General features: G+C 59.7%; 10 protein-coding genes. 6 read left to right on the forward strand and 4 right to left on the reverse strand.

The genetic code is table 11. The features are described 5' to 3' along the window. Positions 1-17: 17 nt before the first annotated feature. Genes ACHQGU_RS08855 through ACHQGU_RS08870 form a run of 4 tightly spaced genes read left to right on the forward strand, consistent with a single transcriptional unit; the run spans position 18 to position 6,207 of the window. Positions 18-1,784, forward strand: coding sequence for an aminopeptidase P family protein (locus ACHQGU_RS08855; protein ID WP_395494703.1), 1,767 nt, complete (start codon positions 18-20; stop codon positions 1,782-1,784). Beyond that, positions 1,781-3,034, forward strand: coding sequence for an NAD(P)/FAD-dependent oxidoreductase (locus tag ACHQGU_RS08860; RefSeq protein ID WP_395494705.1), 1,254 nt, complete (start codon positions 1,781-1,783; stop codon positions 3,032-3,034). The genes ACHQGU_RS08855 and ACHQGU_RS08860 overlap by 4 nt, the downstream gene beginning before the upstream one ends. A gap of 9 nt (positions 3,035-3,043) precedes the next feature. Next, positions 3,044-4,603, forward strand: coding sequence for an aldehyde dehydrogenase (NADP(+)) (locus tag ACHQGU_RS08865; protein WP_395494706.1), 1,560 nt, complete (start codon positions 3,044-3,046; stop codon positions 4,601-4,603). A gap of 44 nt (positions 4,604-4,647) precedes the next feature. Beyond that, positions 4,648-6,207 carry an APC family permease gene (locus ACHQGU_RS08870; protein WP_395494707.1) on the forward strand — a complete coding sequence of 520 codons (1,560 nt, stop codon included), beginning with the start codon at positions 4,648-4,650 and terminating at the stop codon, positions 6,205-6,207. 29 nt (positions 6,208-6,236) lie between these two features. Here the strand turns inward: ACHQGU_RS08870 and ACHQGU_RS08875 are convergent, their stop codons facing one another. The 3 genes from ACHQGU_RS08875 to ACHQGU_RS08885 form a co-directional block, all read right to left on the reverse strand. Then, complete coding sequence (locus tag ACHQGU_RS08875) at positions 6,237-6,896, reverse strand: GntR family transcriptional regulator (RefSeq protein ID WP_006558919.1); 660 nt, start codon at positions 6,894-6,896, stop codon at positions 6,237-6,239. Positions 6,897-7,002: 106 nt separating this feature from the next. Continuing rightward, on the reverse strand, positions 7,003-9,402 hold the full coding sequence (locus tag ACHQGU_RS08880) for a beta-L-arabinofuranosidase domain-containing protein (protein ID WP_395494709.1): 2,400 nt from the start codon (positions 9,400-9,402) through the stop codon (positions 7,003-7,005). A 71-nt stretch (positions 9,403-9,473) separates the two neighbouring features. After that, positions 9,474-12,302 carry a DUF5695 domain-containing protein gene (locus tag ACHQGU_RS08885; RefSeq protein ID WP_395494710.1) on the reverse strand — a complete coding sequence of 943 codons (2,829 nt, stop codon included), beginning with the start codon at positions 12,300-12,302 and terminating at the stop codon, positions 9,474-9,476. Between the two features lie 271 nt (positions 12,303-12,573). Here ACHQGU_RS08885 and ACHQGU_RS08890 point away from each other — a divergent pair, with 271 nt between their 5' ends. Continuing rightward, a complete protein-coding gene (locus ACHQGU_RS08890) occupies positions 12,574-14,085 on the forward strand; it encodes a peptide MFS transporter (RefSeq protein ID WP_395494711.1) in 1,512 nt (503 codons plus the stop codon). On the opposite strand, the gene ACHQGU_RS08895 is transcribed toward ACHQGU_RS08890, so the two are convergent. Further along, positions 14,031-15,011, reverse strand: a complete 981-nt coding sequence (locus ACHQGU_RS08895) for an AraC family transcriptional regulator ligand-binding domain-containing protein (protein WP_395494713.1) — start codon at positions 15,009-15,011, stop codon at positions 14,031-14,033. The genes ACHQGU_RS08890 and ACHQGU_RS08895 overlap by 55 nt on opposite strands. 120 nt (positions 15,012-15,131) lie before the next feature. Here ACHQGU_RS08895 and ACHQGU_RS08900 point away from each other — a divergent pair, with 120 nt between their 5' ends. Further along, positions 15,132-16,304 carry an alpha/beta hydrolase family protein gene (locus ACHQGU_RS08900; protein WP_395494714.1) on the forward strand — a complete coding sequence of 391 codons (1,173 nt, stop codon included), beginning with the start codon at positions 15,132-15,134 and terminating at the stop codon, positions 16,302-16,304. The last annotated feature ends 6 nt before the right edge of the window (positions 16,305-16,310 follow it).

The raw sequence follows: 16,310 nt of genomic DNA on the forward strand, positions 1-16,310 counted from the left end.
AAAGACGGACATCTCTCATGCCCTCTTCCTCCCCCTCAGAGCGCCTGACGGCCCTTCGATCTGCTCTGTCCGGCCTTGGTGTAGACGGGTTCTTCCTGCCCCGAGGCGATGAACATCTTGGCGAATACGTGCCTGCCTGCGCTGAACGACTGGCCTGGCTGACCGGCTTTACCGGCAGCGCCGGCCTCGCGCTGGTTCTGCCGGACACAGCCGCCGTATTTTCTGACGGACGCTATCAGGTGCAGATGCGCCAGCAGGTGGACACGTCCCACTGGTCTGTTGAGCATATGTATGAAACGCCCCCGCCTCTGTGGCTGGCCAAACATGCGCGCGGGAAAGCCATTGGGTATGACCCGCGCAGCGTGAGCGTTCGGGATATTGAGGCGCTGAAGCAGGCCGGATGCCATATGGTCGCCCTCCCTTGCAATCCCGTCGATGGCATCTGGGCTGATCGTCCCAAAGCGCCAGCCACACCGGTTTGCATTCAGCCTCTGACACTCACGGGACGTGAAAATAGCGCAAAAATTCAGGATATTGCGGACACCCTGCGTCAAGCCGGACAGGATGCCGTCATTCTGCCTGACCCGACCAGCATTGCATGGCTTTTGAATATTCGTGGTCGGGACCTGCCCTTTTTGCCGGTCGCCCTCTGTTTTGCCATCCTGCATGCCGATGCCACGGTTGATCTGTTTATTAATATCGACCGCATTGATGATGCGGTGCGCAGCCACCTCGGCACCTCCGTCCGTGTCCATATGCCTGCGGACATGGAGCCGGTTTTGCAAACCATGCACGGAAAAACCGTGCGGCTGGACCCGGCCCGCTGCCCGATCTGGTTTGCAAACACCCTTAAAGACGTAAAAGCCACACTGGCGGAAGGCACTGACCCGTGCCTCATGCCGCGTGCCTGTAAAACCCCGGCGGAGCTGGACGGCATGCGCCGCGCCCACCTGCTGGACGGCATTGCCCTGACCCGTTTCCTTTACTGGGTGGAAACGCATGGCGTCGGCAAAACCGAGGCCGCCGTCGCGGACCATCTGCTGGCGCTGCGCCGCGAGGCGGAAACCTGTATCGGCCCAAGTTTTCACACCATTGCAGGCTCTGGCCCGAACGCAGCCATCATGCACTACGCCCCCACGGCGGAGCAGTGCAGCCTGGTAAAGGCCGATGCCTTTCTACTGGTTGACAGCGGCGGCCAATATACCTGCGCCACAACCGACGTAACCCGGACTGTCTGGCTGGGTGCAGGCTCTCCACCCGATGACTGGAAAAAGCAGTATACCTGCGTGCTTCAGGGGCTGATCGCGCTGGATCAGGCCATCTTCCCGGCCGGCACGCATGGTTACCGGCTGGACCCTCTGGCCCGGCTGGCTTTGTGGAAAGAAGGACTGGATTTTGACCACGGCGCAGGGCACGGCGTCGGCAGTTGCCTGTCCGTGCATGAATGGCCGCTCGGCTTCACCCGCCGCCCCGTGCTGGACCCGCTCCATGAGCATATGGTGATGACGAACGAACCGGGCTTCTACGCCCCCGGCTCTCACGGCATGCGGCTGGAAAACCAGATGGAAACCTGCCTGGCCTACAAAACCGAAACAGGCGACTACCTCCGCTTTAAAACGCTCACGCTGGCCCCCATTGATACGCGCGGCATCATTCCGGAGCGTCTGACAGAGACGGAACGCAGCTGGCTGAACACCTACCACGCCCGCGTGCTGGAGCGGATTGGCCCCCATCTGGCCCCCGAGGAGCGCGACTGGCTGCAACGCGCCTGTGCGCCGCTGTGACAGCCCCGCTCCCACCTCCTCGGTCCGTCCTTGTGCTGGGTGGCGGCATTATTGCACGCACCTGCGCCCTGCGCCTTCAGGAACAGGGATGCGCTGTCACACTGGTCGCTGAGCCCGACACGGCCCCGCCATCATGGGGCAACGCCGGACATATTGCGACGGAGCAGGTGCAGGTTCTGGCCCGCCTTGCCACGGCCACCCGTGTGCTGTCCGACCACTTCCCGCGCGGCCCCGTGGCGCTGGACTGGGGCTCTGCTCCCACGTGGCTCCCCTGGTCTTTCCGCTTTCTGCGCGCCTGTCTGCCGGGCTCTGTGCGCCGGGGCGATGCCGCCCTGCGTGGCCTGATGCTCAACGCGCTGCCCGCATGGGAAAAACTGACCAAGACACTAGGCAGACCAGACCTTCTGGACCTGCGCGGTGTGGTCAAACTGTGGGAAGGCGCAGACGCGGACCAGAAGGCCACAGGTGCGCTACAAGCCGACCATGGCCCTGCGACCACTACGCCGATGGATGCCGCACAGATTGCTGCGTTCAATCAGGCCCTCGCCACCCCGGTCAAAGCAGGCGTGCATTTTGCAGGAACCGCCCACATCACCAACCCGCGGGACGTACTGGATACGCTACTGGCGCGGTTTGTCGCAGCCGGTGGCACGCATCTTGCTGCCCGTGCGGTGAAGATCTCCCCTGAGGCAGAGGCCGTCCGGGTGAGCACCACGCAAGGAGACCTCACCGCAGACCGCGTTGTCGTGGCCTGTGGCGTGCGTTCCGGGGCTTTATTGCCAGACGTCGCCGTGCCACTGGTGGCGGAACGCGGCTACCATGTGGAATGGAACCACGGCGGCCAGTGGACGCTGCCGAATGCGGTTTTTGAAGACCGCGCCGTGGTCGTCACCCGCTTTGGCAGCCGCCTGCGCGCCACATCCTTTGTTGAGTTCACGCGGGATGCCTCCGCGCCAGACCCGCGCAAGTGGGAACGGCTGGAAGCCCATGTGCGCGCGCTGGGCTTACCGGTGGCTTCCCCCTTTGCCCGTTGGCATGGCTCCCGCCCCACCCTGCCGGACTACCTGCCTGCTCTGGGCTCGTTCCGCCATGCGCCGCGCATTGTTGCGGCCTATGGGCACAACCATCTGGGCCTGACCCTCGGGCCTGTCACTGCGGACGTGCTGAGCGCGCATATCCTGCGTGGCGTCCCCCTCCCCACAGCTTTCAGCCCGGACAGGTTCGGCCTGCGCTCCGGCTTTTCGAACTAAGGAAACCTCATGTCTTTAACAGGCGCTCTTCTGATCGGACAGAACACGGTCACTCGTCCCGAAACCTTTCAGGCCCTCGATGCGGCAACAGGTGAGACACTGGACACAGCGTTCTCCTGCGCAACAGCCGACGATGTCCGCACAGCCTGCACTCTGGCTGACGAGGCCTTTGACACCTTCCGCGCCACCACGCCAGAAGCCCGGGCGCAGTTTCTGGACTGCATTGCGGATGAAATTGAAGCCGTCGGCCCGGCGCTTCTGGATCGCGCCCACGCGGAAACAGGCCTGCCCCTGCCGCGCCTGACAGGTGAGCGGGGCCGCACCATGGGCCAGCTCCGCATGTTTGCGCAGGAACTGCGGGCCGGACGTTGCCTTGATGCCCGTATTGACGAAGCCCTGCCTGACCGCAAACCCATGCCGCGTGCAGACCTGCGCCAGATCCGTATTGGTGTTGGCCCGGTTGCTGTATTCGGAGCCAGTAACTTCCCGCTGGCCTTCTCCGTCGCGGGGGGCGATACCGCCTCCGCTTTGGCGGCGGGCTGCCCGGTAGTCGTCAAGGCGCATCCGGCCCACCCCGGCACCAGTGAACTGGTTGGCCGCGCCATTCAGTCCGCCGTGAAGAAATGTGGCCTGCCGGAAGGCACGTTCTCTCTCGTCGGTGGTCCGGATTATGCGTTGGGGGCCGAACTGGTCAAACACCCGGCGATTATGGCGGTCGGTTATACCGGCTCCCGCGCTGGCGGCCTTGCTCTCAGCCAGATTGCAGCGGCCCGCCCGGTTCCGGTGCCGGTTTATGCGGAAATGAGCAGCATCAACCCCGTCTATCTGCTGCCGGAGGCCCTTAAGAGCAGCGCCGAGAGCCTTGGCGCGGCCTTTATCGCCTCTCTGACTATGGGTGCCGGGCAGTTCTGCACCAATCCGGGGCTCATTCTGGCCCTGAGCGGCCCAGATCTGGAGCGTTTCTGCCAGAGCGCGCAGGAGGCTCTTAAAACCGCCCCAGCCCCCACCATGCTGACCCAGTCCATCCATGCCTCTTATGATACAGGCGTGGAAAAACTGGCCGGGCGTCCGGGTGTGTCCCTGCTGGGCCGTGGGCCGAAGGGCGATGCCTCCAGCTGTCAGGCTGCCGTGTTCACCACGGATGCCGAAAGCTTCATGCAGGACCCGATCATGCAGCATGAGATTTTTGGCTCCTGCTCCCTGATTGTGGCCTGCCCGGATCTGGACACCCTGCTTGCCTTAACGCGCAGCCTTGAAGGCCAGCTGACAGGCACGCTGCATCTGGAAGACGGTGATATTGCCGTCGCCCAGACGCTAATGCCGGTTCTGGAACGCAAGGTTGGCCGCATTCTCGCCAACGCCTGGCCGACCGGTGTGGAAGTCTGTGCCGCTATGGTGCATGGCGGTCCCTTCCCGGCCACAACAGACCCTCGCAGCACGTCCGTCGGCACTGCGGCCATTGAGCGCTTCCTGCGCCCGGTGTGCTATCAGGACCTGCCGGACGCCCTTCTCCCCGCCGGCCTGCGCAGCACCAACCCCCTTGGGCTGCCGCGCCAGACCGACAAATAAAGCCCTCTAACAGCCAGCCCTTCGACTGATGACAGGAGCCGTTCATGGCGCATGATGAGTCAGGCCACTTCAAGCAACGTCTGGGTCTGTTTGACCTGACCATGATCGGCTTTGGGTCCATCTTCGGCTCAGGCTGGCTGTTTGCCGCCGCCCATGTGGCGGATATGGCTGGCCCGGCCAGCATCGTCTCATGGCTCATCGGCGGTGTTGCCGTTTTGCTGATCGGGCTGGTCTATTGCGAACTGGGCGCTGCCCTGCCGCTGGCAGGCAGCGTGGTGCGCTACCCGGAACAGGCCCACGGCTCCACCGCCGCCTTCCTGACCGGAGCGATGACCACCATCGCTTTTTCCAGCCTGATTTCCATCGAGATTGTCGCCGCCCGCCAATATGCCGATGCGTGGATAGGCGGCCTGTCCCGCAATGCCAGTGGTGACCCCACGCTGGCTGGATGGCTGGTGCAGTTTGCAATTATGGGTGTGCTGTATGCCATCAACCGCCGTGGCATTGGTAGTTTTGCACTCGTCAATAACATCGTCACCGTCTTTAAGTTTCTGGTGCCGACACTGGTTATCGTGCTGCTGCTGGCCTATATGCACCCCGGCAATTTCAGCCTGCATGGCTTTGCACCGCACGGCTTTCAGGGCGTGGAGACAGCCATTTCCGCCGGGGGCGTCATTTTTGCCTATCTCGGCCTGACGCCCATCCTGTCCGTCGCCAGTGAAGTCCGAAACCCACAGCGCACCATCCCCATTGCGCTGGTGGCCTCCATCACGCTCGCCATGCTGGTTTACCTGCTGCTGCAAACAGCTTTTATCGGCGCGCTGCCCGCTAACCTGCTGACGGATGGCTGGAATGGCATTGCAACCCGCCTTGCCCTGCCGTTCCACGACATTGCGGTGCAGCTCGGCCTGAGCTTTCTGGCACTCATGGTGGTGACGGATGCCATTCTGTCCCCCACCGGCACCGGCAACATCTACATGTCGGCCACGGCCCGCGTGGTCTACGCCTGGTCCAAAAGCGGCACGTTCTTCCCGGTTTTCCAGCGCATGAACACCCAGCGCGGTGTGCCGGACAAAGCACTGCTGCTCACCTTCGGTCTGGCCCTTTTCTGGACGCTCCCGTTCCCCTCATGGCAGGCGCTGATCGGCGTGGTCTCCTCCGCGCTCATGCTGAGCTATGCCATGGCGCCAACGTCTGCCGCAGCCCTGCGCCGCTCCCGGCCTGACCTGCACCGCCCCTTCCGGCTGCCCTACTTCAACCTTCTCTCACCGCTGGCTTTTGCGATTGCATCCCTGATTGTCATCTGGACCGGCTGGACCACCCTCTGCTGGCTGATGCCCGCCCTGCTGGTCCTGACAGCCATTTTCATGGCCGTAGCCCGGCGCGGCCTGTCCAATGCAGAATGGACGCGGGAACTGCGTAGCAGCCTCTGGATGCCAGCTTATTTTGTGGGGCTTCTGGGTCTGTCCTGGTGTGGCCCGTTTCAGGGCACCGGCCTGCTGAACCATGTGTGGGACGATGTGGCCGTGGTTGCGTTTGCGCTGGTCATTCACCACTGGGCCGCAATCTGCGGCCTTCAGGATCAGGCAGAACACGCAGCCTGACCCTTGCTTAAATCCTTAACGGGCGCTCTTTATTTCAACGCGCCACGCAGATCATCCAGCGTGGTCTGGATATGTTTGCGCATCAGCTTTTCGATCTCACGCTTGTTCCCCGCCAGCCAGCACGCCATCAGGTCCCGATGTTCCTGATTAGCGCGGGTATCAATATCCTGCATGTGCATGTGGAACCGCACGTAACGGTCCGCCGTCACGTTCAGCAGAGTTAGCACATGGATGGTCGTGGGGCCTGCGGCAGGTTCCACAAGAGCCAGATGGAACAGCCGGTTATAAACCCCGCGTTGCGGGTCCTGCCGCGCCACCGCACTTTCCAGCTCTTCCAGACAGGCCTGCGCCTTCTTTGCATCCTCTTCCGTCGCACTCTGGGCACCAAGGGCCGTGGCCTCAGGCTCAATCAGCAAACGCAGGTGGAAGACATCTTCTGCTTCCTTACGCGTCAGCGGGGTGACGAAAAACCCTCGTTTGGGGTGAAGGGAGACGAGGCCATCCTGTTGCAGACGCACCAGCGCTTCACGCACCGGAATTTTGCTGATCTCAAATGCGGCAGCAATGCCGTCCTGCCGGATCGGCTCACCTTCCCCCACCTCTCCGTTCAGGATTTGCTCTCGTAGAACATCATAAAGCTGGTCAGAAATGGACCGCGAAACAAGCCGCGTCTTCTGGGGGGTGATCATACTATGTAAACTTCACTTCTATCGCTCAGATCTTGTTTATATAGCTAGGCCATTCCCCCGCCCGAAACAACCGATAGGCACAAGATGGCAGAAAATCACGGCGCGACTACTGAGAGCTTTTCTGCCCCGCAGCCAGCAGACGCACCCCAAAAAACGGACCGTTTGAGCGCGACCCACCCGGCAGGATCCGCACGGTCAGCGTCTCTTTCCCCTGTGTCCAGCCTTCGGGAATAGCGGCCTCCACGTCCACAAACCGCGCAGGCATATCCGCAGGCCAGCTCAGGCCGGAAAGAGGCTTGCCGTTGATCAGAATGCGCGTCCCCCGCGTGCGGGGAACATCCTTGCTCCACAAGGTCGTTTGCAAAACAAGCGGCCCCGGTTTGGCCTTCAGGGTAAATTCCATAAACCCACCGGAACGCAGATCCCGCCCGTTCCGGCCACGATACACTAGTGGCCAGGAACCATCCGCCCGCAGGCCGTGGTCATGCTCCTGCTGCATCTCCCCAAGATGGATGACATCAATCGTGCGGGCTGCAATATCTTTCTGGCGGCGCTGTTCCTCACGATACACACCTTCTTCCTGATGCCATTCGCTTTCTGAAAAACACCGCAGATACAGAGCACTCCGCCGCTTGTACTGCGCATAAAACGGCTTGAACTCAAGCTGCGCGGGTCTGCCTGCCTGCGTGGTGCGATAGACAGCTTCCTGCCCCGCAACGGGTGCCAGATCCCGTACGACATCTGAGGTTACAAGAGCCGGGTCCATGGCATCATAAGGCGTTTCAGCGCTCGCAAGATCAGCCGCCAGAACCATCGGTCCGTGCAGGAGCGAGACAAGATGGCGGGCCTCAACCGGTGCTTCTGTGCGCAGTGCCAGAGGGAGCGTCAGGGCGACCGTATCCCCGGCACGCCAGGTCCGATTGAGCATCAGATAACCGCCTGAAGGCGTAGCGGAAACGCTTCCTCCATTCACCGTCAGGTTCAGATTCCCTTTGACCCAACCCGGCACCCGGAGCGCCAGCGCAAACGTCTCAGGCGCTTTTACGTCCTCAACCTTCAGAGTGACCTGCCCGTCATACGGATAACGGGTCTCCATCCGCCAGGACACATTTTTACGCGCCCACTGCATGCGGGAGGGAATGTAGAGATTCACAAAAAGCGTCTCGGCCCCCTGCCACCAGATGGACTCTCCATGTTTGGCATGACTCTCCATCCCCGTGCCCACGCAGCACCAGAAACTGTCCGTGGGGGTAGACCATTCCCGCACGCCGGCGGTGATAGTTGGTGTCATGTAGGTGAACATGCCAGTTTGGGGGTCATGCGCAGCCAGAACATGGTTCAGATGGGCGCGCTCATAATAATCAAAAAGCGAACTGTCCGGCTGCCATGTGTAGAGCTGCCGTGTCAGTTTGAGCATGTTGTAGGTATTACAATGCTCGCAGGTCTGCTCTGTAATATGCTGAGAAATGGTATCCGGTTCCGAGAAATACTCCCGGTCCGCATTCCCGCCAATCACATAGCTATGGTGCTGCGTGACCGCCTGCCAGAAAAAGCGCGGGCCAACCTGCCAGTGTGCATCCGCGCTGACTTCCGCAATCCGCCCCAGACCAATCAGTTTGGGAATTTGCGTATTGGCGTGCCGGTTGGCCAGATCATCATGCCGGGCCATCAACGGGTCCAGCACAGGCCGGTCATACGTACGTTTTGCCAGACGTAGCCACTTTGCATCCCCTGTGCGGGCTGCCAGTTCGGCAAAACTCTCGTTCAGGCCGCCATATTCACAGGTCAGAACTTTTTGCAGCTGTGCGTCTGTCAGCTTGCTGTAAAAGGCTTCAAAAAAACCACCCAGTTTCACTGCAACAGTCAGCGCGTGGGGATCCTGACAATAGGTTTGCGCATCAAACAAACCCGCAAAGGTTTTGTGGATATTATATAAAGGAGACCAGGCTCCGTTCAGGTCAAACCCACCTGACCGAATATCGCCTTTTTCCATTTCGGCGAAAATTCTTTTCCCGTCTGTAATCGTGCCGTCTTTTTCCTTACGGGTGAAGCCGGCCACATACCCATCGCCCCATTTGTCCTGAACAGTCGCCAGTTCCTGCACAATATAGGCCACCCTGCTGCGGCATTCGGCATCTCCTGTTTGCGCATACATCAGGGCAAGAGCGGAGAGGTAATGACCCAGCGTATGCCCCGCAATCGTGTCATTCTCCCACCCGCCATACACCTCCCCTTTGGGCGGCAGGCCAGCCTGTGTGCGGAAGTTGTGAAGCAGGCGGTCTGCGCTCAGGCTGAGCAGATAAGCCCGATTACTTTCAACCGCATCCAGCCAGTGAGACGGCAACAAGCGAACATCCTGAAGCGGCACGGGCGTCACACCCTCCCCTGCCGCAACACCTCCCGGCCCGCGTACTGCAAGCGCCTGCCGTGCCCCCGGCAAAACGGACGCAGCGCCACCCAGAGCAACACTCGCCAGCAGGAAGCGCCTGTTTAGTCTGATCTCCATCGTCTTTTCCCTTACGCCGTTTTAAAAACGCTTCCTGTTGTCTGAATAATAGTCTTCAAGCCCGATACCGATCAGGGGGCTATCACCCGCAGATGCAAAGGCGTTGTGGTGGCCTGCAAAGACACTTCCCACGCATCCCGCACCTTTGGGGCCGCTGGGCTTATTACGTCATAGCTATGCGCTGGTGCACCAGCAGGATACTCGGCATGCAGTCGCGCAACTGGAGTCCATTTGTCTGCCGGAGCCAGCGTGACATCTATGTCCTGAGAGGCCGGGTTATAGTGGACACTCTCAAACTTCCCGCTTTCCAGCGTAAGGAACACGCCTGCATCCGCCACAAAAATCCGGCTTCTGGCACTATCTTTTGGCGTAATGGTTACGCTGCCATCGCCCTCTTCATGCAGCAGACCGCCAAAAGCCTGCCAGCCAAAGTCAGGATGTTTGACAACATCAACCTGCGTGGCCAGCGCATGACCATAAAAACCCATCCCATAGTCCCCGGAATACGCATCAAACCGCATAACATCGGGTGCAGAATGGAAGGCAGCAGACCCAAAACCTTGCTGGTCAATATTGATTAAAGCGCCCATCAGCCCTCCATATGCCACGCGCAGCATATAAAAATCTGTGGGCTGGGCCTGAAACGCCGAGAAAAGCGGAACCGCATTTAACGCAGAGCCATAATGGTGGATTTGCCGTTCTATTCTGGCAATTTTACCGGCATAGAGAAAATCCCAGTAGCGCCGGGCATTCCCGTTATAGCCCCAGCTTGGCAACGCAGGGTCATACGCCAGAATGGCATCCCGCGTTTCTTCCGCCTGTGCCGTATCGCCAAAATAGCGGAGCCAGGCATAGACTTCAGGCTGACCGGTAGAATCCCACGCCATTTCACTGCCATACGGGTAACGCTGGCCTTTCCAGACGGCCTCACGCTTTTTCATCAGGCTTTCGATCGTCTGAGCTTCTGCTGTCAGGTTTTCCCGTTTCAGATCCTTCAGGATTTCAACAAATACATCGCCCTCCATCAGGCCATACTGCGTGTAATAGGGAGCCTGTCGCATCATGGCGGTCATGGTGACGGCGGCATGATGCAGATACCAGTCCGCATCATGCTGCTGCACTAAGCCCTTATGGTTCCGCGCCAGCCGATACAAAACCCAATGCACAATAGCGACATGCGGATAGTTGTACGCCCGGCCGATATCCGCCGCTTTCTGGCGAGACCACGAGGCCCATGTCTTCCAGTTTTGTGCCGCATTATAATAAGCCGGGAACTGGGCCGGATCATAATAAAACAGGCTTTTCCGCACGCCCCCTTCCGTTGGGCCGGAAGCGACCTGAAGCTGCCCGACGACAGTTTCAGTCGCAAACTGCTCCAGTTTTGCGACTTCCTGCGGGTCTGGATTATCCAGCTCCTTCATGGCCGCCGCCACATAGCTGCCCGCGCCGCCCTCGTCGCTCAGGCCAGCAATCCAGACACGCGGATCCTGCGTGATGATGTGTCCGGCCTCGCGATCATACGTCATGATCGACGGGCTACGATGAAACGGATCGGACGGGTTCTGATACCACTGCTCAGAAAACAGAAAACGGCCCATATCCGCCACAGCCGTCTGAGCTGGCTTTGTGACGAAATAGCTCAACGTCTGCACGCTGCCATCCGCATACGTGACGGAAAGCCGCGCTCGTCCCCATGTTTTTCCGTCCACACGGTACCGCTGCCAGACACCGCGCCCCCCCTCCGGGCTAACACTGAGCGCCCCTTTTGGCTCTACGGAAAACGACCGCACAGCTTGCGCTGACTGGAGATACAGCGCAGCTGGCAAATCCTCCGGCACCACATAGCCGGGGAGGCTGACAGCAACAGGGCGCGCATGGGCAGCGAGTGTCTGCTCAATGCCGCGCACGTTCGGCGCAAACGCAAACCGCAAGCCAAAAGTGCGCGTTTCACCGGGCTTTAAAGTAAATTGCGTCGGCGCATTCCATTGGCTGCCCGCTTTTTGCCATTCCTGCCCCACAAAAGCAGCGCTGGCAGGCATCCAGTCATAAAACCCTTCAAACGTCTGGCTCCGGGGCGTGGCCTCTGCCAGCACATCGGCCTTACCCGCGCCACCGGCAGACGGCTCTACCAAAGGACGATAAACCTCCAGCGGCGTGCGCCCTTCCGGCATACCCAGCAGCACCGGGCCAGCCCCACTCATGCGGGTGATCTGAATATAGCCGCCATCCCGCGCAATGGCGGGGTCTACAAACACCTCGCGCTTATGGGCGTCATCCAGTGTTTCATCGGTAAAATCGTTCCCAAAAACCAGCGGGAATCCCATACCACCGACCTGCACGGACTGCCTGCCGGGATTGGCTACGGAAAACTCTAAAACCAGATCCTGCCCCGCAAACTTCCATACACGGCGCACACGCAAGGGAAACCCAGCCCCCAGAGAAGGCGTGATCTCATCGTGCCGCAGCACATCTCCTCCAGCTGGCAGTTCCTGCACAGGCCGCTTTGCATGCCATGAGGAAAAGTCTTTCCAGCGAGGCGTGCCTTCAGTTTTCAGCCGGAAATCAATATCCCCCAGATGCGCAAAACCATTCTCCTGCCGCCGTCCTTCCAGACGCCAGGGCAGATAGTCAGCCTCTTTATCTGAGCTGGCGGCAAGGGACCGCAACGTGCCATCCGCACTCTGAAACCGCAGGACAAACGGCCCTGCAGCACAAAGCTTTATCCCTCCATTCGCACTGCAGCGCCCCATAGACGGCACCTCCGGCCCGGACACACCTTCCTGCGCAAAAGCCTCCAGCGGCAACAAAACCGCGCCTAACGCTGTCAGTGCCGAAACGCAGGAAAACCGCGCAGCACTCTTCACCGTGCCGTAAGTTTTCCCAAAAAAACGCCGTCTCACAGTGCTGAAGCCTCTCATGACAGGGAAGACCTAGGCATATATCGTATACTATTTAATCTTTGAAGGATAGATTTTATGCGGCCACCGTGAAAAGAGGCAAAAAGCCTGTTGCCGAAAATTTCAGTCATTTTTCCAGACTAATTTCTTGTCCGAACCGATATGGTCTGTATAATCGTATACGAAATAATAAATAGCACACCAGCCCCATTCTTCCACATGCCTCCTCCATCCTCGGCCACAAACAGGCATGTGATTGTGAAGGACCCTTTCTGTGCAGCCTGACACACCGCCCCTTGCCGCCCGACGCTCCGCTTTTTTCACCCTGCTGGTTACAGAAGCAGCAGAACGCGCCGGGTTTTACGGCATGGAGGCCATTCTGCTGCTGTTCATGGTGCAGCAGCTTGGCATGGCCGATATGGGGGCGGACCTGCTGGTGGGGGCCTTTGCCGCCATGATTTACGCTACGCCTCTTCTGGGTGGCTGGCTGGGGGACCGGGTTTATGGCGCACGTCGCACCGTTGTGCTGGGTTCTGTCCTCCTGAGCGCAGGTTACGGACTTCTTGCCCTTTCCACGGTGTATCGCGGGCTTTTTGAGCCTGCTCTGGCACTGGCCGCAACAGGCAACGGGCTCTTCAAACCTAATGCAGCTCAGCTGATCCGCTGCCTTTATGAAGAGCATCCGCAGGAGCGGGATTCCGCTTTCACGCTTTACTATATGGCCGCCAATGTGGGGTCTGCCCTCTCCATGCTCTGCATTCCATGGGTGCGGGATTATGCCGGCTCCCTCACAGCTTTTGGTCTTTGCGTGGCAGGACCAGCCTGCGCGCTGGGTGTCCTGCTCGCACGTACCCACGCCCTGCGCCACACCGGCTCAGCACCGGACAAAGCCCCGCTCCTGCCTCGCCCGGCAATCGCCGGAGCCGCCGCCATTTTCCTCTGCACACTTGCCGTCATGGGCGTGTTATCCAGCGCGTCCTTCGCCCGGCTGGCCGTGTTTGGGTGCCTCGCACTAGTGGCTATTCTGTGGGGCGCGCTGTATCGCAAAGCCGCCGCACGGGAACGGCTTAATCTGGTCACCATGGGGATCATGCTGCTGCAAAGCATTGCGTTCTATTGCTTCTACCAGCAGATGCAGACCTCTCTTACCCTGTTTGCCCTGACCAATGTAGACGGCACGTTCCGTATTCTGGGCCACCCGCTGTTTGCCCTCTCAGCAGCCCAGTTTCAGGCGCTGGACCCGATTTTCATCATTCTTCTCAGCCCTCTTCTGGCCAAGCTCTACCATGCCCTCGCCAGCCGGAACCGGGATCTTTCCCTACCCACAAAATTCGCCGTGGGCTTTGGCTTTGTAGCCCTGGCGTTTTTCATCTGGTGGAGCGGCACGCGCCTTGCAGGCTCCGGCCTGACCAGCGCATGGCCTATGCTGGGGGGCTATTTTGCCCTTGCAACGGCTGAACTGCTGATTGGTGGTCTGGGGCTCGCGGTTATTGCCCGTTATGCCCCCGCCCGCCTGAACGGCCTGATGGTGGGAGCCTATTACCTCACTGTGGGTGCTGGCATGTATCTGGGTAGTGAAATTGCAAGTTTTGCCACCCCTGCCACCAATGCAGCCCCCTTGCAAAATCACCATTATGAAACGCTGTTTGGCACTCTGGGCCTATGCGGCCTCGGGCTGGTGAGCATCGCCCTGCTGCTGGCCCGTATGCTCAGCCATATGGAAAACCGCCATCAGGACGCGGCCCAACGCTTCAGTGTGCGGGCCAACACGGATTGCTCGGCATAACCCAGCCGATAGGAAATCTGTCCTTTGGTATGTTGCCCGGCCTGTAATAGTCGCTCCGCTTCTGTCCGACGCACACCATCCACAAGACTACGGAAACTCTCTCCCTCTGCCGCCAAACGTCGCTGCAAAGTCCGCACGGAAACCCCCAGAGCCGAGGCAATATGCGGCATGGTCATGGACGGTGTGCCGAGGCGCTCCCGCACCACGCGCGCAACCTGCACGGCCATGCTGGAGAACACAGGCACTTCTGCTTCCATGCGCCGGGCCAGTTCTTCCAGATAATCGCGGCCGGGACGCGGACTCAGTTCACGCTGACGCTCCATTTCCGTGCGGTCAAAGAGAATACGAAAATGCTTCTGCCCGAACCGCACCGGACACCCCAGCACAGCTTCCGCCGCCTGCCACAGGCCGGGACGCGGCATGGTACAGGCGAACTCCACACAAAGGGGCGTAACCTCTACCCCCAGCGCTTCTTTGGGAAGACGCGCCAGATTGGTTAACGCCCACAGTTGACCTGCTGCAAGAATAGCCTTGGGCACTCTCGGGTCAGGCCGCGCCAGCGTGTAGCGGATTTCCACAGTGCGGGGATGTTTGATGATCTGAATGGCAATATCCGGATGCAACAGCAGGCTATACCGCCCCAGCATGCCATATCCATCCAGCAGGCTCTCACACTGGCAGACCAACGCCCCCATCAGACCAAAATCCTGCGGCCGTGCGTGCAAAGCCAGCGCAATACCCAGACCATGATCCGCATTGTTCCGGTCCAGCAAAGCACCCCAAACCGTAACCATCGTCTGCCAGATGGAGAATTTGCGCCGGTGCCGGGACACTTCAGCCTGCTCCAGCATCCGGTCCTGCTCGGTGCTCGTCAGACATCCGGCCTGCACAGCAGCTCCCAGAATGGCATCAAGCGGTGTCATCATAGGTCAGGCCGTCCTTGCAATCTGGCGTAAAATGTCAAAAAACTGGCGTATTTTGTCAAGCCAGACCGTCCACGCTCCCTACCTTTCCTGACACACGCCACACAGGAAAAGTGTTTTACGATGGATCAGCCTGCACAGCCTCTCACCGATACGGGTACATCCCATTTCTTCAAAAATCAGACCTTCCATTTCCAGACCCTCCGCGCCCTGAATGACATTGCCGCCGGGGGTGCTGACCTGAATGAAGTGCTGATGGCCATCAGTCAGGTTACCGATGGAGACAGCAATGGCTGGTATGAGGCCTATTCCGCCCTTGCCACGCGCACGGAAGACCGTATTCCCAGTTGCGCGGACCCGCTGAGCTGCGGCCAGTCCTGGCTGCGGGCGCATAATTACTGGCGCACGGCAGAATTCCTGTTGGCCCCGCAGGACCCGCGCCGCACTCTGGCATGGGACCGGCAGATTGCCGCCTTTGATAAAGGGATGGAACGCGCCGGCATTGCGCACGAGCGCTTTACCGTGCCGTATGAAAGCGGGAAGCTCCGCGGCATTTTCTATCCCGGCCCGGAAGGCTGGCAGAAAAAGCCGCTGATCGTGCTGTGTGGCGGGTATGATTCCACACTGGAAGAACTGTATTTCGTCATCGCCAAAGCGGCGTATGATCGCGGTTATGCAGTGTTGACGTACGAAGGCCCCGGTCAGGGCGGCGTGCTGCGCCAGTATGGTTTGAAATTCACACCGGAATGGGAAAAACCCACCGGGGCCGTTCTGGATTACTTTGAAACAACCTACTTCAAACCAGAAAAAACCGTGCTGATCGGCATGAGCCTCGGTGGCTATTTTGCCCCGCGTGTTGCGGCCTTCGATAAGCGTATTAGCGGCGTTGTGGCGTATGATGTCTTCTTTGATGCCGGCAGCATTGCCCAACGCTACGCCGCCCATGCAGAAAACCCTGAAGCTCTGAACAACCCGGACATCAAATGGGCGATCGACAACGCCCTTTGGACGCTGGGCGTCTCCTCCATGGAAGAGGCCGTTAAAACGCTCTCGGCCTATTCTCTGGTGGGCGTCGCCGGAAACATCACGGCGGATGTGCTGACTCTGGTAGGTGAGCGTGATCACTTCATCCCGACCACGCAGGCGGAAGATTTCAGCAAAGCCTGCATCCGGGCCAAATCGGTTGAAACTGTTGTCTATGATGTCCCGTCAGGCGGGGCGGAACATTGCCAGCTCGGAGCGCAAACCCTTTGGCATGCAGATGTTTTCAGCTGGATGGTTCGCAAATTTTCCTAAAACGAA

This window comes from Acetobacter sp. KSO5 (genome assembly GCF_044094635.1).
In the GTDB taxonomy this organism is placed as follows: domain Bacteria; phylum Pseudomonadota; class Alphaproteobacteria; order Acetobacterales; family Acetobacteraceae; genus Acetobacter; species Acetobacter cerevisiae.